We start from the raw sequence: 20634 nt of genomic DNA on the forward strand, positions 1-20634 counted from the left end.
CCGGTCAGAGCTCGAGCAGCCAGGAGACGGCGGCCGCGGCGACCACGTCCACGTTGGCCGTGAGCGCGTGGTCGCCGGGGACGGCGTAGACCGAGGCGCCCGCCTGCCCCTGCAGCACGGCGGCGACCTCGTGCGGCGTCCCGAAGGCGTCGGTCTCCCCCTGCACCACCACGAGGGGGACGCCGGCGCCGGTCACCTCGTGCGCGCGGCTCTTCTCGGGCCGGCCGGGCGGGTGCAGCGGGAAGGCCAGCGCGAGGACGCCGTCGGCGCCCTGCGCGACCGCCGTCCGGCAGGCCACGCGCGCTCCGGCGCTGCGGCCGGCCAGCACGAGCCGGCCGGTCAGCCGGCCGTCGTCCCGGAGCGCGTCGAGGACGGCGCACCAAGCGACGTCCAGCCGCGCCGGTGCCGGTGCGATCCGCTTGCCGGCCACCTTCCACGGCTGCTCGACCCGCAGCACCCGCCAGCCGGCCTGGGCGGCCAGCGCGCTCACCGCGACCAGGTCCGGCGACTCGACCCCGCCCCCGGCGCCGTGGCCGAGGACGAGAGTGCCGGCGGGGTCGGCGGTCTGCTCGTCGGTGTGCACCCGCGCCGGGCCCAGCGGGGTGTCCACCTCGACGGGAGCGGTCACGGCAGCGCCAGCAGCGCGTCGACGGCGCCGGCCAGGTCGGGGGCGACGATCGCCGCGGGGTCGTAGACGGCGGGGTAGGTGCGCTCGCTGCGCGGGAACCAGGCGCCGCGGAGGCCCGCGCGCAGCGCGCCGTGCACGTCCCAGCCGTGCGAGGCGACCAGCGCCATGCGCGCCGGGGCGACGTCGCAGACGCCGGCGGCCCAGAGGTAGACCTCGCGGGCCGGCTTCCAGGCGCGGATCGACTCGCTGGTCAGCGTCCGCTCCACCAGCGCCGCGATGCCCCCGCGCTCCAGGCCGGCCTCGGCGACACCGGGCGACCCGTGGGACAGCGTGACCACCCGGATGCCGGCCTCGCGCAGCCGGCGCAGCGCCGGCTCGACGTCCGGGTGCGGCACCAGGTCGAGGAAGCCGTCGGCCACCCGGGCGCGGTCGACGGGGGAGAGGTCGGTGACCTGGGCGAGCGCGGCGTCGAAGGCGTCGCGGAACCGGCACCAGGTGCCGGCGGCCGTGGCGGCGAAGCCGGTCAGCAGGGTGCGGCCGAAGACGGCCGGCAGCAGGTGCTCGGGCTCGCCGAGCTCGACCAGCGCGGCCCGCAGCGGACCGAGGTCCAGCAGGGTCTCGTTGACGTCGAACGCGACCACCTCGGGGCGGGAGCTCACCCCCGTCATGCTGCCGGGCGGTCCGTCTCCTCGCCCGAGGGTCCCGTCCGGTCCGCGGTGGTGCGCGCCCGCCGGTGCCGGCGGACGTCCTTGGCGCGCTTGTAGACCAGGTAGCCGAGCCCGAGGGCGACCACGGCGACGACGGCGTAGTCGACGTACTTGAGGTTGTTCTCGATGAAGTCGCCGGCCCAGACGCCCAGGCTCACCAGCACGGTGTTCCAGATGAGGCTGCCGGCGGCGGAGTACAGGACGAACTGCAGGAACGGCATGCGCACGACGCCGGCCGGCACGGAGATGAAGCTGCGGACGATCGGCACCATGCGGCCGAAGAAGACCGCCGAGCGGCCGTGCCGCTCGAACCAGGCGAAGGTCTTGTCGACGTCCTCGGTCTCCACCAGCGGGAGCCGGTCGAGGAAGGCGTGCGACCGGCGCGGGCCCAGCGCCCGGCCGATGTAGTAGAAGAAGATCGCCCCGAGGATCGAGCCCAGGGTGGCGAAGGCGATGACCGCCACCGCGTTCATCTCGCCCTGGCGGATGAGGACGCCGGCCAGGCCGAGCACGGCCTCGCTCGGGATCGGCGGGATGACCGTCTCCAGCAGGATGCTGAAGCCGACGCCCAGCGGTCCGAGGGACTGCACCAGCTCGAGCAGCCAGCCGGTGATCCCACCCTCGTCGGATGCGGCGGCGAGGAAATCCATGCCCTCCACGGTAGGCGGCGCCACCCCACCGGCTGCGCGCCGCCGGAACGCGCGGGGCGCCTGGGGCTAGCGTGCCGCCATGCACCAGCGCTTCACCGCCCGGTTCGTCGTCGTGGGGGACCGGGCGGGCACCGTCGTCCCGGACGGCGTCGTCGACGTCGCCGGCGGGGAGATCACCTGGGTGGGGGCGGCGGCCGACGCCCCGGAGCCCGCGGCGGACGCCGAGACCGTCGCCGTCCCCGGCGTGCTGATGCCGGGGCTGGTCAACGCCCACTCGCACGCGCCGATGGTGCTGTTCCGCGGCCAGGGCGAGGGGCTGCCGCTGGACCGCTGGCTGGCCGAGGTCATGTGGCCGCGCGAGGCCCGGCTGACCGCCGAGGACGTCGAGGTGGCGATGACCGCCGCGTCGGCGGAGCTGCTGCGCAACGGCGTGACCACCAGCGTCGAGATGTACTTCTCCCCGGAGCGGATCGCCGCGGCCGTCGGCGCCACCGGCGCCCGCGCGGTGATCGCCACCCCGCTGCTGCCGCTGCCGGGCATGCCGCCGCTGCGCGAGCAGCTCGACGCCGCGGTCGACCTCGCCGGCCGGGCGCCGGCCGACGGCAGCGTCGAGTACGGCCTGGGCCCGCACGCGGCCTACACGGTGCCGCTGCCCCTGCTGCGCGACGCGGCGGAGGTGGCCCGCGAGCACGGGCTGCTGCTGCACCTGCACGTCGCCGAGACCGCCACCGAGGGCGCGGACCTGCTGGCCGCGCACGGGCTGTCGGTGCCGGCGCTGCTGGCCTCCCACGACGTGCTCGGCGGGCGGGTGCTGGCCGCGCACTGCGTGCACATGGATGACGGCGACCTGGAGCTGTGGCGCGAGTACGACGTCGCCGTCGCGCACTGCCCGGCCAGCAACGCCAAGCTCGCCAGCGGCATCGCCCGGCTGCGGGACATGCTCGACCGCGGCATCCGGGTGGGGCTGGGCACCGACGGCCCGGCGTCCAACGACGGCCTGGACCTGCTGGCCGACGCCCGGCTCGCGGCGTCCCTGGCCCGGCTGCGCGAGTCCTCGGCCACCGCCTTGACGGCCGCGGAGGCGCTGTGGCTGGCCACCGGTGCCGCCGCCGACGCGATCGGCCGCCCCGACCTCGGTCAGCTGGCGGTGGGCCGCCGTGCCGACCTGGTGCACGTCGACACCCGGGACCTCGCCTTCGAGCCGGTCGGCGACCCGGCCGACGTGCTGACCCACCTGGTCTGGTCGGGCGCCTCGCGGCTGGTGCGCGACACCTGGGTGGGCGGCCGGCAGGTGGTGGCCGACGGCGTCGTCACCACCGTGGACGCCGGGGCGCTGCGGGCCGAGGTCGCCAAGCGCGCCGCCCGCCTCAGTGGAGTGCCACGGCGCGGATAGTGCGCCCCTCCCACTCCACTCACGGGCGGAGGCTGATCGTCTCCCCGCGCACGACGGTGCGCAGCTGCCCGGGCGCCCGCCGCTGCGCCACCTCGCGGACGAAGTCGCCCAGCGGGCTGGCGAACCGGTCGTAGTCGTCGTAGTGGATGGGCACGGTGATCCCCGGCTTCAGCAGCTCGACGAGGTCGGCGCCCTGGCGGCCGTCCATCGTCACGGTGACGCCGAGCGCCTTGGTGCCGCCGAGGTGGGGGATCAGCACGTCCAGCGGCCCGCAGCGCTCCAGCACCTCGGCCAGGAACGGCCGGAACAGCGTGTCGCCGCTGATGTAGCCGCGCCAGCTCACCGCGCCGCCGCGCACCAGCTCCAGCACGCTGCCCATGACCGGCGGCAGCACCGTGGCCAGCGGGCCGGGCCCGTGCACGCCGGGGACGGCGGTGATCCGCAGCGTCTCCTCGCCCGCGGTCAGCTCGTGCACCTGCCAGGGCCGCAGGTCCGAGGTCTCGGCGAAGCCCCGCTGGTTGAGCCGCTGCGCCGCCTCCTGCGTGGTGATCACCGGCGTGGCGCGGTCGAGCGTGCGGTAGGTGACCCGGTCCCAGTGGTCACCGTGCAGGTGGGACAGCAGGACGGCGTCCAGCCGCGGAAGCTGCGGCGCCACCAGCGCGGGGTCGGTCAGCCGCTTGGTCCACAGCCCCTTGCCGAGGTAGGCGCGCTGCCCGCGGCGCAGGAAGTTGGGATCGGTGAGCAGGGTGAACCCGCCGATCCGCAGCAGCGTGGTGGCGTTGCCGCCGAAGGTCATCGTGACGTCGGCGGAGGCAGGGGGGACGGCGGCCATGCGCGGGGCGTTACCCGTCGTCCGTGGCTGGTAGACAGGGGCCGTGGCCGGACCCCGCGACGTCGACGCGTCCTTCCTCGCCCTCCCGCTCGCGGCACTGACCGACGCCGCGCTCACCCGCGCGCTCGACCTCGGCTGCGAGCACGCCGACCTGCGCGTGGAGCGGATCCGCACCCAGTCGATCAGCCTGCGCGACGCCCGGCTGGAGTCGCTGGCCGACGGGGAGGACCTCGGCCTGGCCGTCCGCGTGGTGCACGAGGGCACCTGGGGCTTCGCGGCGGGCGTCGTCCTCACCGCCGCCGAGGCGGTCCGGCTGGCCGAGGAGGCGGTCGCGGTCGCGAAGGTGTCGGCCGCGGTGAACAGCGACCGGGTCGAGCTGGCCCCCGAGCCGGTGTACGAGGACGCGGTGTGGGTCTCGGCGCACGACGTCGACCCGTTCACCGTGCCCGACGCGGAGAAGACCGGCCTGCTCACCGAGCTGTCCGAGCGGCTGCTGGCCGCCGACGGCGTCGAGCACGTGCAGAGCGGCTGCACCGCGGTCAAGGAGCAGAAGTACTACGCCGACACCGCCGGCACCCGCACCCGGCAGCAGCGGGTGCGGATCCACCCGGTCTTCACCGCGCTCACCGTCGACCGCGCCACGGGCGCGTTCGAGAGCATGCGCACGCTGGCCCCACCGGCCGGCCGCGGCTGGGAGTACCTCACCGGCGGCTCCTGGGACTGGGACGGCGAGCTGGCCGAGCTCCCGGAGCTGCTCCGGGAGAAGACCAAGGCGCCGTCGGTGGAGGCCGGCCGCTACGACCTCGTCGTCGACCCCTCGAACCTGTGGCTCACCATCCACGAGTCGGTCGGCCACGCCACCGAGCTCGACCGCGCGCTGGGCTACGAGGCCGCCTACGCCGGCACCTCGTTCGCCACCGTCGACAAGCTCGGCACCCTGCAGTACGGCTCGTCGCTCATGCACGTCACCGGCGACCGCACCGCCGAGCACGGGCTGGCCTCGGTCGGCTGGGACGACGAGGGGGTGGCCGCCCAGCAGTGGGACATCGTCCGCGACGGCGTGCTGGTCGGCTACCAGGTCGACCGCAACATGGCCCGGCTGCGCGGGCTGCCCCGCTCCAACGGCTGCGCGTTCGCCGACTCCCCGCGGCACGTGCCGGTGCAGCGCATGGCCAACGTCTCGCTGCAGCCGGCCGAGGGCGGCCCCTCGACGGAGGAGCTGATCGCCGGCGTGGACCGCGGCATCTACGTGGTCGGCGACAAGAGCTGGTCGATCGACATGCAGCGCTACAACTTCCAGTTCACCGGCCAGCGCTTCTACCGGATCGAGGGCGGCCGGCTGGCCGGCCAGCTGCGCGACGTCGCCTACCAGGCGACGACCACGGACTTCTGGGGCTCGATGCGCGCGATCGGCGGGCCGCAGACCTACGCACTCGGCGGGGCGTTCAACTGCGGCAAGGCGCAGCCGGGCCAGGTGGCGCCGGTCAGCCACGGCTGCCCGACGGCGGTCTTCGAGGACGTCGCGATCCTCAACACGGTGCAGGAGGGCGGGCGATGACCCAGTACACCGCGCAGGAGGTCGTCGAGAAGGCGCTGTCGGCCTCCACCGCCGACGGCCAGGTCACCTACGTCGTCGACAGCTCGGAGGCCAACCTCCGCTGGGCGAACAACAGCCTGACCACCAACGGGTCGATGCGGTCGCGGCAGGTGGTCGTCGTCTCCTTCGTCGACGGCGGCGCCGGCATGGCGGCCGGCACGGTCGCGCGGTCGGGCACGCCCGACATCGCCGAGCTGGTCGCGGCCAGCGAGCAGGCCGCGCGCGACGCCGGCCCCGCCGAGGACGCCGTCCCGCTGCTCGGCGACGTGCCGCCGGGCGCCGGCCCCTGGGACGCCGAGCCGGCCGAGACCTCGATCGGCGTGTTCACCGACTTCGCCCCGGCCCTCGGGGAGGCCTTCGGCGCCGCCCGTGACCGCGGCGAGCTGCTGTTCGGGTACGCCGAGCACGCCATGGCCACCACCTACCTCGGCACCTCGACCGGGCTGCGGCTGCGCCACGACCAGCCGACCGGCCGGGTGGAGCTCAACGGCAAGAGCACCGACTTCAGCCGCTCGGTGTGGGCCGGGGTGGGCACCCGCGACTTCACCGACGTCTCGGTGGCCGACCTCGCCGGCGAGGTCGAGCGCAAGCTCGGCTGGTCCCGGCGGCGGGTCGACCTGCCCGCGGGCCGCTACGAGACGCTGCTGCCGCCCTCGGCGGTCAGCGACCTGATGATCTACGCCTACTGGACGATGGAGGCGCGCGACGCCGACGAGGGGCGCAACGTCTACGCCCGCGCCGGCGGCGGCAACCGGATCGGCGACCGGCTGGCCGCCCTGCCGCTCACCCTGCGCAGCGACCCGGCCGAGCCCGGCCTGGAGTGCGCGCCGTTCCAGGCGGTCGGCGGCTCCTCCGGCGCGGCGTCGGTCTTCGACAACGGCATGGCCACCCCCGCGGTCGACTGGATCCGGGACGGCGTCCTGACCAACCTGATCCGCCCGCGGGCCTGGGCGCTGCGCACGACCGCGCCGGCCGTGGCCGCCGTCGACAACCTCGTGCTCGAGGCGCCCGAGGCCACCGCCACGCAGGACGAGATGGTCGCCGCCACCGACCGCGGCCTGCTGCTGACCACGCTCTGGTACATCCGCGAGGTCGATCCGCAGACGCTGCTGCTCACCGGTCTCACCCGCGACGGGGTCTTCCTGGTGGAGGGCGGGGAGGTCACCGGTGCGGTGAACAACTTCCGGTTCAACGAGTCCCCGGTCGACCTGCTGTCCCGCATCACGCAGGCCGGGCGCACCGAGCGCACCCTGCCGCGCGAGTGGAACGACTGGTTCACGCGGGCGGCGATGCCGGCGGTGCGGGTTCCCGACTTCAACATGAGCAGCGTCAGCCCCGCGAGCTGACCCCCCGCGTCGGCGCAGCACCGCGGTACGCGATGGACGCGTGGTGTTTCGGAGACGTGAAACCTCTTCCAGTACCGCAGGGGTCCGCGTGCCAAACACTCTCGGCGGTTATTTTTCTCGCCACGAGCACGCGGGCCCTCTCGGCGGGGGCTGTCGAGGGGAGCCTCCCATGAGCAGGACTCAGAAGCCGTCGGTCTTCCAGCTGGGCCAGGTCTGGGACGACGGGCGCACCGTCGTCGTCTCGGGCTGGGGCCTGGGCCTCTGCGCGTCGGCCTGTGCCTGCCACCGCCACCCCTCGGCCGGCCACCTGGCCATCGACGAGGACCAGGCCGCGGGCCGCCTCGGCCTGGTGAGCTACCGCGACGGCGGCTGCGACTGCTGCGAGCCGTGGACCGCCGACGAGCTGGCCGCCGTCCTCCGTGACTTCGCGATGCTGTCCGGGCTCGACGCCCAGGAGCCCCTCGCGGGTTGACCGCAGGCCCCCAGCGGGTAGCGCCTCCGCATGCTCGGACGCGCTGCCCTGCGGGGTGCCCTCGCCGGCCTGGCCGGCACCGCGGTGATGACGCTCGGGGAGAAGCTCGAGCAGCAGGTCACCCACCGGCCCGACTCCTACGTGCCGGGCCGCACGCTGACCGCCCTCACCACCGGCCGGCGGCTGCCCGAACGGGCCCGCCCGCCGGTGCGCAACCACCTCATGCACTGGGGCACCGGCGCCCTCGTCGGTGCGCTGCGCGGCGTCTGGTCGGCCAGCGGGCTGCGCGGCTGGCGCGCCTCGGCCTGGCACACCTCGGTCCGTCTGGCCGTCGACCAGACGCTGGAGAACGCCACCGGCGTCGGCTCGCCGCCGTGGACCTGGTCCCGCCGCGACCAGGTGGTCGACGTGGGCGGCAAGGCCCTGTACTCCTTCGCCACCGGCGCGGTCGCCGACCTGCTGGTGCCGCTCGCGCCCGACCGCCGTCGCTGACCAGCCCCTACCTGCGGCCACCGACAGGACCGGTGCACGGCTGCGACGCCCGCCACCTCTTGGGACGCGTGTGACAGGCGAGGTCGACCGGTGCCGGTCCCCTCCGCGCGCCGTCGCTACCGGGTCGACATGTCCTCCTTACGGTCCGTACCGACGCGCAGGACGCCGCCCCTTCCCCGGGCGGGGGCGCGGGGACCGAGGGGACCTTCCGATGCAGCGCAGGACGACGACCAAGCGCCGATGGGCCGGTGCCGCGCTGGCGGTCTCCGCTGCCGTCGCCGTCGTACTCGCGCCCTCGGCCGCGCAGGCCACGCCCACCAGCGCCGACGAGGCCGCGGCGCTCGTCGCCCAGGCCGGGCAGGAGCTCACCCAGCTCGACGAGCAGGTGCACGCCGCTGAGCTCACCGTCGCCCAGCTGCAGGAGCAGGCCCAGGCCGCCGTCGCGGCCGCCGACGCCGCCCGCGCGGAGGTCGCCCGGTTCGAGCCGCAGCTGCGGGCGATCGCGCAGAGCGGCTACACCGGCGTCTCCACCTCCCGGGTGGCCGCCTTCCTCACCAGCGACTCGGCCGACGACCTGGTCCAGCAGATGACCACGCTGGACCTCATCGCCACCCACACCGACGGCGTCCTCGCCGCGGTGTCGGCCGCGCAGGAGGCTGCCGAGGCCGCCGAGGCGCAGGCCCAGCAGGCCGCGGCCCAGGCCGAGTCGGCGCTGGCCGAGCTCCAGCAGCAGCAGGCCGAGGTGCAGGCGCGCGTCGACGAGTACGAGGCCGACTTCGAGCGGCTGTCCGCCGAGGAGCGGGCGGTCGTCACGACCACCCTGGCCGGCCCCACCCTCCCGCCGCCGTCGGCCGCCGCGGTCAGCGCCATGGCCCCGTCGGAGGCGGCCGGCGCCGTCGTGCAGGCCGCGCTCAGCCAGGTCGGCGACCCCTACGTGTGGGGCGCCTCCGGGCCCAACGGCTTCGACTGCTCGGGGCTGACCTCCTACGCCTACGCCGCCGTCGGGGTGGCGCTGCCGCACTCCAGCCGCGCGCAGTCGCAGATGGGCACCCCGGTCTCGCGGGGCGAGCTCCAGCCCGGCGACATCGTGTACTTCTACTCGCCGGTCAGCCACGTGGGCATCTACATCGGCAACGGGATGATGGTCCACGCCCGCACCTTCGGGCAGCCGGTCGCGGTGACCACCGTGGACATGCGCGGCTACGCCGGGGCGCGCCGCCTCCTCTGAGCGGCCCCTGCGGGGCCCGTCCTCAGGGCCGGCCGCCCGCGGCCAGCTTCTGCACCCACGTGGCGATCCGCCGGGCGCGGGTAGCCGGCGTCGCGGCGGTGTGCACCTGCCACAGGACCGAGTAGCGGTCGGTGGCGCCGAGGGCGGTGAACGCCGCCTGCGCGGCCGGCTCGGCGGCCAGTGCCGCCGCGAGGTCGTCGGGCACCGTGATGGTGGCCGGCCCGGCGTAGGCGCGGTCCCAGCGGCCGTCGGCCCGCGCCGCCTCCACCTGGGCGAGCCCCGCCGGCCGCATCCGGCCGGCGGCGGTCAGCTCGGCGACGGCCTCGACGTTCTTCTGCGACCACACGCTGCGCGGCCGGCGCGGGGTGACCCGCATCAGGTACCAGTCGTCGTCCAGCCGGTTGGAGCGCCCGTCGATCCAGCCGAAGCACAGCAGCGACTCGACCATCTCCGCGTGGGTCAGCGACGGGATCCCGGAGCCCTTCTTGGCCAGCTGCACGTACAGGCCCGGCGCGGTGGCGTGCTCGGCCTCCAGCCACGCCTCGAAGGCGGCCTGGTCGGGGAAGGCGCGGACCGGCAGGTCGGTGGGGAGGGCCACCGGGTCATCTTGTTTCACCGGCCACCCCCGGGGCTACGGCCCGCCGGGTGGGACGACAGCGGATGCCCGGGCCGAGCGCCCTCTGGGTGGTGCGGCACGGCGAGAGCACCGGAAACCTCGCCGACGCGCAGGCCCAGGCGCAGGGCGCCGGCCGGCTCGACCTCGACGTCCGTGACCCCGACGTCCCGCTGTCCGACACCGGCCGTGATCAGGCCACGGCCCTAGGGCGCTGGCTGGCCGCGCTGCCGGCCGCCGAGCGGCCGACCGCGGTGCTCAGCTCGCCCTACGAGCGGGCGCTGACGACGGCGCGCCTGGCGGCCGGGCCGCTCGGGCTGCCGGTGCGCACCGACGAGCGGCTGCGCGAGCGCGACCTCGGCGCCTTCGACGGCATGACCGGCGCCGGCATCCGCGAGCAGTACCCCGACGAGGCCCGCCGGCGCGACCTCCTGGGCAAGTTCTTCTACCGGCCCCCGGGCGGGGAGAGCTGGGCCGACGTCGCGCTGCGGGTGCGGTCGCTGCTGGCCACCGAGGCGCTCCGGCACGACGGGGAGCGCCTGCTGCTGGTGGCCCACCAGGCCGTCGTCATGGTCTTCCGGTACGTGCTGGAGGAGCTCACCGAGCAGGAGGTGCTCGCGATCGACCGCCGCGAGCGGGTCGCCAACACCTCCGTCACCCGGTACGAGGCCGGGGAGGGCGCGCTGCGCCTGGTCGCCTTCAACGCCGTGGACCACCTGGCCGCAGCGGACGAGCACGTCACCGAGGAGCCCCATGCCGCCGAACGGTCCTGAGACCACCCTGGTCACCCCGCACGTCCTGCGGGAGTGGGCGCTGCCCGAACCGACCGGCGGCAAGAACGCCCGCGGCTCGATCCTCGTCATCGGCGGGAGCAGCCAGACCCTGGGCGCCGTGCTGCTGGCCGCCGAGGCCGCGCTGCGCGCCGGCGCGGGCAAGCTGCAGGTGGCGACGGCGGAGTCGGTCGCCCCGTTCGCCGCCATGGCGCTGCCCGAGGCCCTGGTGCAGGCCCTGCCGGAGAGCGATTCGGGGGCGATCCGCGCCGACGCGGCCGACACCGTCCGCGAGCTCGCGCAGTCGGCCGACGCCGTCCTCATCGGCCCGGGCATGCAGGACGTCGAGGCGACCCAGGGCTTCGGCGACCGGCTGCTGCCGCACCTGCGCGGCCCGGTCGCCCTCGACGCGCTCGGCCTGGCCAGCGTCACCGCCGATCCGCGCTGCCTCGGCCACCTCGAGGCCCGCGTGGTGCTCACCCCCAACCCCACGGAGCTGGCCATCGCGCTGCACGTGGACGAGGACGAGCTCGAGCAGGACCCGGCCGCCGCGACCGCGGAGCTGGCCGCCCGGGCCAACGCCGCGGTCGGCCTGGGCGGCGCGACCTCGTGGGTCGCCGCACCCGACGGCCGGCTGTGGCGCGACGAGAGCGGCGGTGCCGGGCTGGGCGTCTCCGGTTCGGGGGACGTGCGCGCCGGCGTCGTCGCCGGCCTGCTCGCCCGCGGGGCCGAGCCGGTGCAGGCCGCCGTCTGGGGATCGCACCTGCACGGCCGCGCGGGCGAGCGGCTGGCCGCGACCACCGGCCGGCTGGGCTTCCTGGCGCGGGAGCTGCCCGCTCAGGTGCCGGCGGTGATCGACGAGATCGCTATCTGAGCTCGGCGCGGAGGAGCTCCGCCGCCCTCGCCAGCGACCGCATCTTGCCGGCGGCGGAGTCGCGGGGGAGGTACTTCAGCCCGCAGTCGCTGGTGAGCACGAGCCGCTCGACGTCGACGTCGTCCAGTGCCCGCCGCACCCGGTCGGCCACCACCTCCGGCGTCTCCACCTCCGGCGTGGACAGGTCCAGGACGCCGAGCGCGATGCCCTTGCCGCGCAGCGGCCGCAGCTGGGCCGGGTCCAGGTGCGACTGCGCGGTCTCCACCGAGACGGTGTCGACCGGGGTGTCGGCCAGCTCCGGCAGGAACGAGTAGCCCTCGGGCCGCTCGGCGACCATCGCGGCGTAGCCGAAGCACAGGTGCAGGTGCACCGGACCGGGCGCGCCCTCGACCGCCCGCGTGACCGCCTCCGCGCCGTACCGCCGGGCGACCTCCGGCCGGGCCTGCAGCCACGGCTCGTCGATCTGCACGATGTCGGCGCCGGCGGCGAACAGGTCGGCGATCTCCTCGCGGACGACGTCGGCGTAGGCCAGCGCCAGCGCGCGGTCGTCGCCGTAGTGGTCGTCCTGCGACTGCTGGGCCATCGTGAACGGCCCGGGCACGGTGATCTTCACCGTCCGGTCGGTGTGCGCCCGCAGGAAGCGGACGTCGGCGGCCTGGATCGGGCCGCGGCGGGCGAGGTCGCCGACCACCCGCGGCACCGGGATCTCCTTGCCCGACCGGTTGAGCACGGTGCCCGGCCGGTCCAGGTCGATGCCCTCCAGCGCGGTGGCGAAGTGGTTGGAGTAGGACTCCCGGCGGATCTCCCCGTCGGTGAGGATGTCCAGCCCCGCCTCCTCCTGCGACCGGATGGCCAGCAGCGTCGCGTCGTCCTGCGCCTCGGCCAGCAGCTCCTCGGGGACCCGCCACAGCTCCCGGGCCCGCACCCGCGGCGGGAACTGGTGGGCCAGCCGGTCGCGGTCGATCAGCCAGCCCGGCTGGGGGAGGCTCCCGACGATCGAGGTGGGCAGCGCGGGCATCGGCGTTCCTCCCGGTGAGGCGGTTGCGGGCGCCTCCGGACGGCGGTGCCCGCGCCGAGTCTGCCCGAGGGGTGCGGCCCCGGCACCGCTGTGCTGGGGTGGGGCCGTGGCGGACAACTACATCGCGGAGCTGGAGTTCGGCGCACCGGTCATCGACGAGGAGGCGTTCGTCGCCCCCACGGCGGTGGTCGTGGGTGCGGTGACGATGGGCGCGCGGTCGAGCATCTGGTACGGCGCGGTCGCCCGCGCCGACACCGAGACCATCCTCATCGGCGCGGACTCCAACGTGCAGGACGGGTGCACCCTGCACTCCGACCCCGGCTCCCCGCTGGTCGTCGGCCGCGGCGTCACCGTCGGCCACCGCGTCGTCCTGCACGGCGCGACGATCGACGACGACGTGCTGCTCGGCATGGGCTGCATCGTCATGAACGGCGCGCACATCGGCTCCGGGTCGATCGTGGCCGCCGGCGCGGTGGTCACCCAGGGCAAGGCCTTCCCGCCGCGCTCGGTGATCGCCGGCGTCCCGGCGCGGGTGGTCCGCGAGGCCACCGACGACGACCTGCTGCACATCCGCGGCAACGCGGCCAGCTACTACGAGCGGATCCCCAGCGCCCGGCGGGTGCGGCCGGTGGTGCGGCGGCCGCTGCCGCCGTCCGGCCACGTGCCGGACGACGGGCTCGACTGACCCGTGCGGCCGGCGCCGGTCCGCACGTCCCGTACGTTTCCCGTGGAACATCCGTGATCCGAGGGGCAGACGTGGCCGACCAGGTACCTGCGACGGTGCAGGGCATCTACGACGAGGTGCTCCGGCGCAATCCGGGCGAGACCGAGTTCCACCAGGCGGTCCGGGAGGTGCTGGAGTCGCTGGCCGTCGTGCTCGACCGGCACAGCGAGTACACCGAGATGAAGACCGTCGAGCGGATCTGCGAGCCCGAGCGGCAGATCATCTTCCGGGTGCCGTGGCAGGACGACCGCGGCGAGGTGCAGATCAACCGCGGCTTCCGCGTGGAGTTCAACTCCGCGCTCGGCCCGTACAAGGGCGGCCTGCGCTTCCACCCCTCGGTGAACCTGGGCATCGTCAAGTTCCTGGGCTTCGAGCAGATCTTCAAGAACGCGCTGACCGGCATGCCGATCGGCGGCGGCAAGGGCGGCTCGGACTTCGACCCCAAGGGCCGGTCGGACGCCGAGGTCATGCGCTTCTGCCAGTCGTTCATGACCGAGCTCTACCGCCACCTCGGCGAGTACACCGACGTGCCCGCCGGTGACATCGGCGTCGGCGCCCGCGAGATCGGCTACCTGTTCGGCCAGTACAAGCGGATCACCAACCGCTACGAGTCCGGCGTCCTCACCGGCAAGGGCCTGGGCTGGGGCGGCGCCCTGGTGCGCACCGAGGCGACCGGCTACGGGGCGGCGTTCTTCGCCGAGGCGATGATGGACGTCCGCGGCGACGGCTTCGACGGCAAGCGGGTCGTGGTCAGCGGCTCGGGCAACGTGGCGATCTACGGCATCGAGAAGGTGCACCAGCTCGGCGGCACCGTCGTCGCCTGCTCCGACTCCAGCGGCGTCATCGTGGACGAGAAGGGCATCGACCTCGAGCTGCTCAAGCAGGTCAAGGAGGTCGAGCGGGCCCGGATCGACGCCTACGCCGAGCGCCGCGACTCCGCGACGTTCGTGCCCGGCGGCAGCGTGTGGGACGTGCCGTGCGAGGTCGCCATCCCCTCGGCCACCCAGAACGAGCTGGACGCCGACGCCGCCGCCGTCCTCGCCCGCAATGGCTGCCGGTACGTCGTCGAGGGGGCGAACATGCCCACGACGCCCTCGGCGGTGAAGGTGCTGCGGGAGGCCGGCGTCGCCTTCGCCCCGGGCAAGGCGGCCAACGCCGGTGGCGTGGCCACCTCCGCGCTGGAGATGCAGCAGAACGCCTCGCGCGACCGCTGGACCTTCGAGCACAGCGAGGCCCGGCTGGCCGAGATCATGCGCGACATCCACACCCGCTGCCACGAGACCGCCGAGGAGTACGGCACCCCGGGCGACCTGGTGCTCGGCGCCAACGTGGCCGGGTTCCTGCAGGTCGCCGAGGCGGTGCACGCGCACGGGCTGATCTAGCCCGCGAGCCACTCCCGCAGGCCGGCGAGCAGCCGGTCGACGTCGTCGTCGTCGGTGTAGGGGGCCAGGCCGACCCGCAGGCCGCCGGTGTCGCCCAGGCCGAGCCACCGGCTGGCCTCGAGGGCGTAGAAGGAGCCGGCCGGGGCGTTGACGCCCCGGCCGGCGAGGAAGGCGTAGGCGTCGGCGGCGTCCCGCCCGTCGAAGGTCAGCAGCAGCGTCGGGGTGCGCCGCGCCGCCCGCGACCACAGCCGGACGCCGGGCAGCTCGGCCAGCTCCGCCTCCAGCCGCTCGCGGAGGCCGTCCTCGTGCTGCTCGACCGCGCCCATGGCCGCGACCAGCCGTTCCCGGCGGGTGCCCGCACCGCCCAGTCCGGCGAGGAAGTCGACCGCCGCCGTCGTGCCGGCCATCAGCTCGTACGGCAGCGTGCCGAGCTCGAAGCGCTCGGGCACGGCGTCGGTCGACGGCAGCAGCTTGGCCGGCCGCAGGGTGGCCAGCAGCGCGGGGTCGGCGGCCAGGACGCCGCAGTGCGGGCCGAGGAACTTGTACGGCGAGCACAGGTAGAGGTCCGCGCCGAGCGCCGCGACGTCGACCGGCGCGTGCGCGGTGAGGTGCACGCCGTCCACGACCAGCAGCGCGCCGGCCGCGTGCACCAGGTCGGCGATCGCGCGGACCGGCGGGCGGGTGCCCAGCAGGTTCGACGCCCCGGTCACCGCGACCAGCCGGGTGCGCTCGGAGAGCACCGCGGCGACGTCGTCGGCGGTCAGCTCCGCGGTGGCCGGGTCGAAGGCCGCCCAGCGCACGGTGGCCCCCGCCGCCTCGGCGGCCAGCACCCACGGCCGGATGTTGGCGTCGTGGTCCAGGCGGGTGACCACCACCTCGTCGCCGGGCCCCCAGTCCGCGGCCAGCGTCCGGGCCAGGTCGAAGGCGAGCGCCGTGGCGCTGCGCCCGAACACCACGCCCGCAGGGTCGGCGGCCAGCAGGTCGGCCATCGCCGCGCGCGCCGCCACGACGGTGGCGTCGGCGAAGCGCTCCGCGGCCGTGACCGAGCCGCGGTTGGCGACCGGTGCCGTGAGCGCCGCGGCCACCGCGCGGCCCACCGCCTCGGGCACCTGGGTGCCGCCGGGGCCGTCGAAGTGGGCGGTGCCGCTGGCCAGCGACGGGAAGCAGGCGCGCAGCGCGGCGACGTCGAGACCCACGGCTCCCGACGCTATCGGCCGGCGCGCTCAGCCGCGCAGGGCGGTCACGGCGTCCCGGATCTCGGCGAGGTCCAGCGCGAGGGTCGCGTCGCCGACCGGCAGCTCGACGCGCACGGCACCGGGGTCGCCGGTGGGCATGGCGCGCTCCCACGTCCACAGCCCGCCCTCGGCGAGGCGGCGGGCGGCGGCACCGAAGGCCTCCGGCGTGGTGCGCAGCAGCAGGTGCAGCATCGGCGTCTGCGGTGGATCGGGCACCACGGTGACCCCGGGCAGGTCGCGGACGGCGCCGGCGACCTCGCGGGCGCGCTCCAGGTAGGCCGGCATCAGCGGCAGCCGGCGGCGCAGGCAGCCCAGCGCCGACGCCGCGCCCGGCCACAGCCCGAACAGCGTGCCGCCCATCCGCCGCCGCCACTCCCGCACCTCGGCGACCACGCCGGCCGGCCCGGCCAGGCAGCAGCCGGCGAGCGCGCCGAGGCCCTTGTAGAAGCTCACGTAGACGGTGTCGAAGAGGCCGGCGACCTCCGCCGGGGGCCGGCCGTACCCGGCGGCGGACTCCCACAGCCGGGCGCCGTCGAGGTGCGCCGCCGCGCCGCGCTCCCGCGCCCAGGCCACCTGCGCGGCGACGTCGTCCCAGGGCGGCTGGGTGCCGCCCAGGTCGCGCTGCGGCAGCTCGACCAGCAGCGCGGCCGGACGCTCGGCCACTGCGGCCAGGTCGTCGGCGGTGAGCAGCCGGGAGCGGTCGCCGGCGGGCCGGCCGACCAGCCCGTGCAGCCGCTCGAGCGCCTGCTCCTCGTGCCGGGCGAGGTGGCACTCGGGGTGGAAGACGACGGTGCGGCGGCCGCGGCGCTCGGCGTGCACCCGCAGCACCGCCTGCTGGGCCATGGTGCCGCTGGGCAGGTAGACCGCGGCCGGGTGCCCCAGCACCGCGGCCACCTCGGCCTCGAGCTCGGCGACGACCCCGCCCTCGCCGTAGCGGTCGGGCTCGGTGTCGGCGGGCACGGTGGCCAGCAGCTCGGCCGGGCGCCAGGTGCCGTGCCCGGGCAGGGCGCGGTCGCAGGCGGCGCGCAGGGCGCGGAGGTCGTCGTCCACCCGGGCATCGTCCGCCGTCAGGCGCCGAGCAGCTCCCCGAGGAGGGCGCCGACGGCGTCGATCTCGATGAGGAAGCCGTCGTGCCCGTACGGCGAGGCGATCAGGCGCAGGGGGACGCCGAGCGCGTCGGCCACCCGCTGCTGCTGCTCGGGCGGGTACAGCCGGTCGCTGTCCACCCCCGCGACGACCGCGCGGGCAGTGACCCGTGCCAGCGCCGCCTCGACGCCGCCGCGCCCGCGGCCGACGTCCCAGCTGTTCATGGCCTCGGTGAGCACCACGTAGCTGCCGGCGTCGAACCGGCCGGTCAGCTTGTCGGCGTGGTGGTCGAGGTAGGAGGCGACGGCGTAGCGGCCGTCGTCCTGCACCGTCGTGCCGAACCGCTCGCCCAGCTCGTAGGCGCTGCGGTAGGTGAGGTGGGCGATCCGCCGCGCGATGCCCAGGCCGTCCAGCGGCGGGTCATCGAGGTCGTAGTCGCCCCCGCGCCAGCGCGGATCGGCGCGGACGGCGGCCTGCTGGGTGGTCTGCGTGCCGATCTGGTCGGCGGAGGCGACGGCGTCGGAGGCGAGGAAGAACAGCCCGGCCACCCGGTCCGGCGCGGCGACGGCCCACTCCAGGGCCCGCATGCCGCCCATCGAGCCGCCCACGACCGCGGCCCAGCGCCGGATGCCCAGCGCGTCGGCCAGCGCCATCTCCACCCGCACCTGGTCGCCGACGGTGATCTCGGGGAAGCGCGACCCCCACCGCTCGCCGTCCGGGGCCGTCGAGGAGGGGCCGGTGGTCCCCTGGCAGCCGCCGAGCACGTTGGCGCAGACGACGAACCACTCGGCGGGGTCCAGCGGCCCGCCGGGCGCGAGCAGGCCCTCCCACCAGCCGGGCGTCGGGTGCCCCGGTCCGGCCGGCCCGGCGACGTGGCTGTCGCCGGTCAGCGCGTGCTCGACGAGCACCGCGTTGCCGCCGTCGGGGGCGAGCGTGCCCCAGGTCTCGTAGGCGACGCGGACGCCGGGCAGCACCCCGCCGCGCTCGAGCACGACCGGGCCGCCGACGTCGAGGAACAGCCGGCGCCCGGCCGGATCGCCCTCGCGCCAGCCGCCCGGCCGGGACGGCGCCGGGGTCCGGGACGCCGGGCCGGCGTCCCGGACCCCGCTCATCTCAGGCCTCCCCGCTCAGGAGGACTTGGCGGCCCGGAACCCGGCCTCGAGGTCGGCGAGGATGTCCTCGATGCCCTCCAGACCGACGGCCAGCCGCACCAGGCCCGGGGTGACGCCGGTGGTCAGCTGCTCCTCGGGGGTCAGCTGCGAGTGCGTCGTCGAGGCCGGGTGGATGACCAGGCTGCGCACGTCGCCGATGTTGGCCACGTGGCTGTGCAGCTCGAGGGCGTCGACGAACCGCTTGCCGGCCTCCACGCCGCCGTGCAGCTCGAAGGTGAGCACCGCGCCCGCGCCGCGCGGAGCGTACTTCTGCTGCGCCGCGTGCCACGGGGACGACGGCAGGCCCGGGTAGTTGACCCGGTCGACGGCGTCGTGCCCCTCGAGGAACTCGGCCACCCGCTGGGCGTTGGCCACGTGCCGCTCCATGCGCAGCGACAGCGTCTCGATGCCCTGGACGACGAGGAAGGCGTTGAACGGGCTGATCGCCGGGCCGAGGTCGCGCAGCAGCTGCACCCGGGCCTTGAGCGCGTAGGCCGGCGCACCGAGGTCGGCGTAGACGACGCCGTGGTAGGTCGGGTCGGGCTCGGTGAAGCCGGGGAACTTGCCGCCGGTCCAGTTGAAGTTGCCGGAGTCGACGATCAGCCCGGCGATGGCCGTGCCGTGGCCGCCCAGGTACTTGGTGGCCGAGTGCACGACGATGTCGGCGCCGAACTCGATCGGGCGGATCAGGTAGGGCGTGGCGATGGTGTTGTCCACGATCAGCGGGACGCCGTTGCGGTGGGCCACCTCGGCGACCGCGCTGATGTCGAGGATGTCGCCCTTCGGGTTGCCGATGGACTCGGCGTAGAAGGCCTTGGTGTTCTCCTGCACCAGCGACTGCCAGTTCTCCGGGTCGTCGGGGTCCTCGACGAAGGACACCGTGACGCCGAGCTTGGGCAGCGAGTGGTGCAGCAGGTTGTAGGTGCCGCCGTACAGCGAGGCCGAGGCGACGATGTGGCTGCCGGCCTCGGCGATGTTGAGGATGGCGAGGGTCTCGGCGGCCTGGCCGCTGGAGACGGCGAGCGCGGCGACGCCGCCCTCCAGCGACGCGACGCGCTGCTCGAGCGCGTCCTGCGTCGGGTTCATGATCCGGGTGTAGATGTTGCCCATCTCGGCCAGGGCGAACAGGTCGGCGGCGTGCTGGGCGTCGCGGAACTGGTAGCTGGTGGTCGCGTAGATGGGCAGCGCCCGGGCGCCGGTGGTGGGGTCGGGGCTGCTGCCGGCGTGGATCTGCCGGGTCTCGAAGCTCCAGCTCTGCGGGTCGGTCATGCGCGCCGTTCTCCTCTCGTCGGGAGACCCGGCGGCGCACCGAGGACTCCGTCCTTGTCGGGCGGCGGGCGCCGTCCGACCGGCTCTTCCCCTGGAGCACCTCAGACGGAGTAGAGGTTGCCGGGCAGCCAGCCAGGTGCTTCTCGCTGCCTCTCGTGAGCCACCGCCGAAGATAGCGCCGCCGTCGTCCCACCCGTCACGGGGGTCCCGCGCACCGCGGGCCCGGCCGGAGCCGGGCCCGCGGCACGGTGGTCAGCCGCGCGAGGCCCACCGGCGGGCGGTCAGTGCCAGACCGGCCAGCAGGGCGCCGACCCCGAGCAGCGCGGGGGCGGCCACGCCGGCACCGGTGTACGCCAGCCCACCGGCGCCGCCGGTGGTCCCGGTGCCACCGGACGTGCCGGCAGCGGACGTCGCACCACCCGACCACGCGGCCGGGAGCAGGCCGTGCGGTGCCGCGGGCGACTCCGGCCGGTCGAGCCGGTCGGAGGGCGCCGGGGCGGCCGGCGGGCAGGTGCACGTGCCCCCACCGCTGCCCGGGCCGGGGTGCCCGGTCCCGGGAGCGGGGCCGGTCGCCGGGGCCGGGCAGCCGGCATCGGCGTGGGCGTCGCCGAGCACGCCGACGGCCAGGCCGCAGACGGTGACCGGGACGTCGAGGTCGAGCAGCGATCCGTCGCCGGCCGGAGCCGGCGCCGGAGCCGGCGTGCTCGACGCGGCCGGGGTGGCCGGGGCCGGGGTGGCCGTGGCGTCCCCGCCGACGGCGAGGGCGTTGCCGGTGACGGTCACGGGCACGGCCAGGTCGACCGCCCCGCCGCCGGCCGGGGCCGGTGCCGCGGGCGCGGGAGCCCCGGTGGACGGGGACCCGGTCGCGGTGGCGTCGCCGAGCACGGCCACCGCGTTCCCGCCGACCGTGACCGGCACGGAGACCGAGAGGATGCCGAGGTCGAGGCCCGGAGCGGCGGCGGCCGGGGCGCCGCCGGTGGCGGTGGCGTCCCCGAGGACGGACACCGCGTTGTCGGTGACGGTGACCGGGACGCGCACGTCCAGGCCCTCGTCGGCGCTCGCGACGCCGGTGCCGACGGCCAGCAGGCCGCCGGTGAACAGCGCGACCCGCAGGCCGCGTGCAACCCAGGTGTTCATGGATCTCTCCTGACTGAGGGGGGACCCGCG

21 protein-coding genes and 1 riboswitch are annotated in these 20634 nt (G+C 75.7%); of the genes, 10 read left to right on the forward strand and 11 right to left on the reverse strand.

Going from position 1 to position 20634, the window contains the following annotated elements:
* Positions 1-4: 4 nt before the first annotated feature.
* From ACI79R_RS01330 to ACI79R_RS01340, 3 genes are read right to left on the reverse strand one after another with little or no spacing between them, the layout of a single operon-like run.
* On the reverse strand, positions 5-628 hold the full coding sequence (locus ACI79R_RS01330; RefSeq protein ID WP_456571771.1) for an alpha/beta hydrolase family protein: 624 nt from the start codon (positions 626-628) through the stop codon (positions 5-7).
* Positions 625-1296 carry an HAD family hydrolase gene (locus tag ACI79R_RS01335; RefSeq protein ID WP_456571772.1) on the reverse strand — a complete coding sequence of 224 codons (672 nt, stop codon included), beginning with the start codon at positions 1294-1296 and terminating at the stop codon, positions 625-627. Before ACI79R_RS01335 ends, ACI79R_RS01330 begins: the two co-directional genes overlap by 4 nt.
* Positions 1293-1985 carry a DedA family protein gene (locus ACI79R_RS01340; protein ID WP_456571773.1) on the reverse strand — a complete coding sequence of 231 codons (693 nt, stop codon included), beginning with the start codon at positions 1983-1985 and terminating at the stop codon, positions 1293-1295. Before ACI79R_RS01340 ends, ACI79R_RS01335 begins: the two co-directional genes overlap by 4 nt.
* A gap of 79 nt (positions 1986-2064) precedes the next feature.
* Between ACI79R_RS01340 and ACI79R_RS01345 the strand changes: the two genes are divergently transcribed.
* A complete protein-coding gene (locus ACI79R_RS01345; RefSeq protein ID WP_456571774.1) occupies positions 2065-3378 on the forward strand; it encodes an amidohydrolase family protein in 1314 nt (437 codons plus the stop codon).
* Positions 3379-3397: 19 nt separating this feature from the next.
* Here the strand turns inward: ACI79R_RS01345 and ACI79R_RS01350 are convergent, their stop codons facing one another.
* Positions 3398-4210 carry an MBL fold metallo-hydrolase gene (locus ACI79R_RS01350; RefSeq protein ID WP_456571775.1) on the reverse strand — a complete coding sequence of 271 codons (813 nt, stop codon included), beginning with the start codon at positions 4208-4210 and terminating at the stop codon, positions 3398-3400.
* 43 nt (positions 4211-4253) lie between these two features.
* On the opposite strand from ACI79R_RS01350, the gene ACI79R_RS01355 reads away from it, so the two are divergent.
* The 5 genes from ACI79R_RS01355 (at position 4254) to ACI79R_RS01375 (ending at position 9345) form a co-directional block, all read left to right on the forward strand.
* Positions 4254-5768: a TldD/PmbA family protein gene (locus ACI79R_RS01355; protein ID WP_456571776.1), complete on the forward strand. Its 1515-nt coding sequence runs from the start codon at positions 4254-4256 to the stop codon at positions 5766-5768.
* On the forward strand, positions 5765-7153 hold the full coding sequence (locus ACI79R_RS01360) for a metallopeptidase TldD-related protein (RefSeq protein ID WP_456571777.1): 1389 nt from the start codon (positions 5765-5767) through the stop codon (positions 7151-7153). Before ACI79R_RS01355 ends, ACI79R_RS01360 begins: the two co-directional genes overlap by 4 nt.
* 169 nt (positions 7154-7322) lie before the next feature.
* The gene (locus ACI79R_RS01365; RefSeq protein ID WP_456571778.1) at positions 7323-7625 is read left to right on the forward strand and encodes a hypothetical protein; all 303 of its coding nucleotides are present in this window, start codon (positions 7323-7325) and stop codon (positions 7623-7625) included.
* 30 nt (positions 7626-7655) lie between these two features.
* A complete protein-coding gene (locus ACI79R_RS01370; protein WP_456571779.1) occupies positions 7656-8117 on the forward strand; it encodes a hypothetical protein in 462 nt (153 codons plus the stop codon).
* A gap of 211 nt (positions 8118-8328) precedes the next feature.
* A complete protein-coding gene (locus tag ACI79R_RS01375) occupies positions 8329-9345 on the forward strand; it encodes a C40 family peptidase (protein ID WP_456571780.1) in 1017 nt (338 codons plus the stop codon).
* A gap of 22 nt (positions 9346-9367) precedes the next feature.
* Here ACI79R_RS01375 and ACI79R_RS01380 read toward each other — a convergent pair whose 3' ends face one another.
* Positions 9368-9943 (reverse strand): YdeI/OmpD-associated family protein, encoded by a 576-nt coding sequence (locus ACI79R_RS01380; RefSeq protein ID WP_456571781.1) that lies wholly within the window; start codon positions 9941-9943, stop codon positions 9368-9370.
* Between the two features lie 62 nt (positions 9944-10005).
* Here ACI79R_RS01380 and ACI79R_RS01385 point away from each other — a divergent pair, with 62 nt between their 5' ends.
* Entirely contained in the window at positions 10006-10731 is a 726-nt protein-coding gene (locus tag ACI79R_RS01385; protein WP_456571782.1) for a histidine phosphatase family protein, read from the forward strand.
* The gene (locus ACI79R_RS01390; RefSeq protein WP_456571783.1) at positions 10712-11602 is read left to right on the forward strand and encodes an NAD(P)H-hydrate dehydratase; all 891 of its coding nucleotides are present in this window, start codon (positions 10712-10714) and stop codon (positions 11600-11602) included. The genes ACI79R_RS01385 and ACI79R_RS01390 overlap by 20 nt, the downstream gene beginning before the upstream one ends.
* Here ACI79R_RS01390 and ACI79R_RS01395 read toward each other — a convergent pair.
* Positions 11595-12620 (reverse strand): uroporphyrinogen decarboxylase family protein, encoded by a 1026-nt coding sequence (locus tag ACI79R_RS01395; RefSeq protein ID WP_456571784.1) that lies wholly within the window; start codon positions 12618-12620, stop codon positions 11595-11597. The genes ACI79R_RS01390 and ACI79R_RS01395 overlap by 8 nt on opposite strands.
* Before the next feature lie 106 nt (positions 12621-12726).
* Between ACI79R_RS01395 and ACI79R_RS01400 the strand changes: the two genes are divergently transcribed.
* Positions 12727-13305 carry a gamma carbonic anhydrase family protein gene (locus ACI79R_RS01400; RefSeq protein ID WP_456571785.1) on the forward strand — a complete coding sequence of 193 codons (579 nt, stop codon included), beginning with the start codon at positions 12727-12729 and terminating at the stop codon, positions 13303-13305.
* Between the two features lie 71 nt (positions 13306-13376).
* Entirely contained in the window at positions 13377-14726 is a 1350-nt protein-coding gene (gdhA, locus tag ACI79R_RS01405) for an NADP-specific glutamate dehydrogenase (protein WP_456571786.1), read from the forward strand.
* Here the strand turns inward: gdhA and ACI79R_RS01410 are convergent.
* From ACI79R_RS01410 to ACI79R_RS01430, 5 genes are all read right to left on the reverse strand, one after another.
* Positions 14723-15922 carry a cysteine desulfurase-like protein gene (locus ACI79R_RS01410; RefSeq protein WP_456571787.1) on the reverse strand — a complete coding sequence of 400 codons (1200 nt, stop codon included), beginning with the start codon at positions 15920-15922 and terminating at the stop codon, positions 14723-14725. The genes gdhA and ACI79R_RS01410 overlap by 4 nt on opposite strands.
* A 27-nt stretch (positions 15923-15949) precedes the next feature.
* Entirely contained in the window at positions 15950-17011 is a 1062-nt protein-coding gene (locus ACI79R_RS01415) for a threonine aldolase family protein (RefSeq protein WP_456571788.1), read from the reverse strand.
* Between the two features lie 17 nt (positions 17012-17028).
* Entirely contained in the window at positions 17029-18159 is a 1131-nt protein-coding gene (gene metX / locus ACI79R_RS01420; protein ID WP_456571789.1) for a homoserine O-acetyltransferase MetX, read from the reverse strand.
* Between the two features lie 15 nt (positions 18160-18174).
* Positions 18175-19467, reverse strand: coding sequence for a bifunctional o-acetylhomoserine/o-acetylserine sulfhydrylase (locus tag ACI79R_RS01425; protein ID WP_456571790.1), 1293 nt, complete (start codon positions 19465-19467; stop codon positions 18175-18177).
* A 45-nt stretch (positions 19468-19512) separates the two neighbouring features.
* A riboswitch (SAM riboswitch) is annotated at positions 19513-19628 on the reverse strand.
* Between the two features lie 91 nt (positions 19629-19719).
* A complete protein-coding gene (locus tag ACI79R_RS01430) occupies positions 19720-20604 on the reverse strand; it encodes a hypothetical protein (RefSeq protein WP_456571791.1) in 885 nt (294 codons plus the stop codon).
* Between the last annotated feature and the right edge of the window lie 30 nt (positions 20605-20634).

This window comes from Blastococcus sp. SYSU D00820, assembly GCF_054050695.1.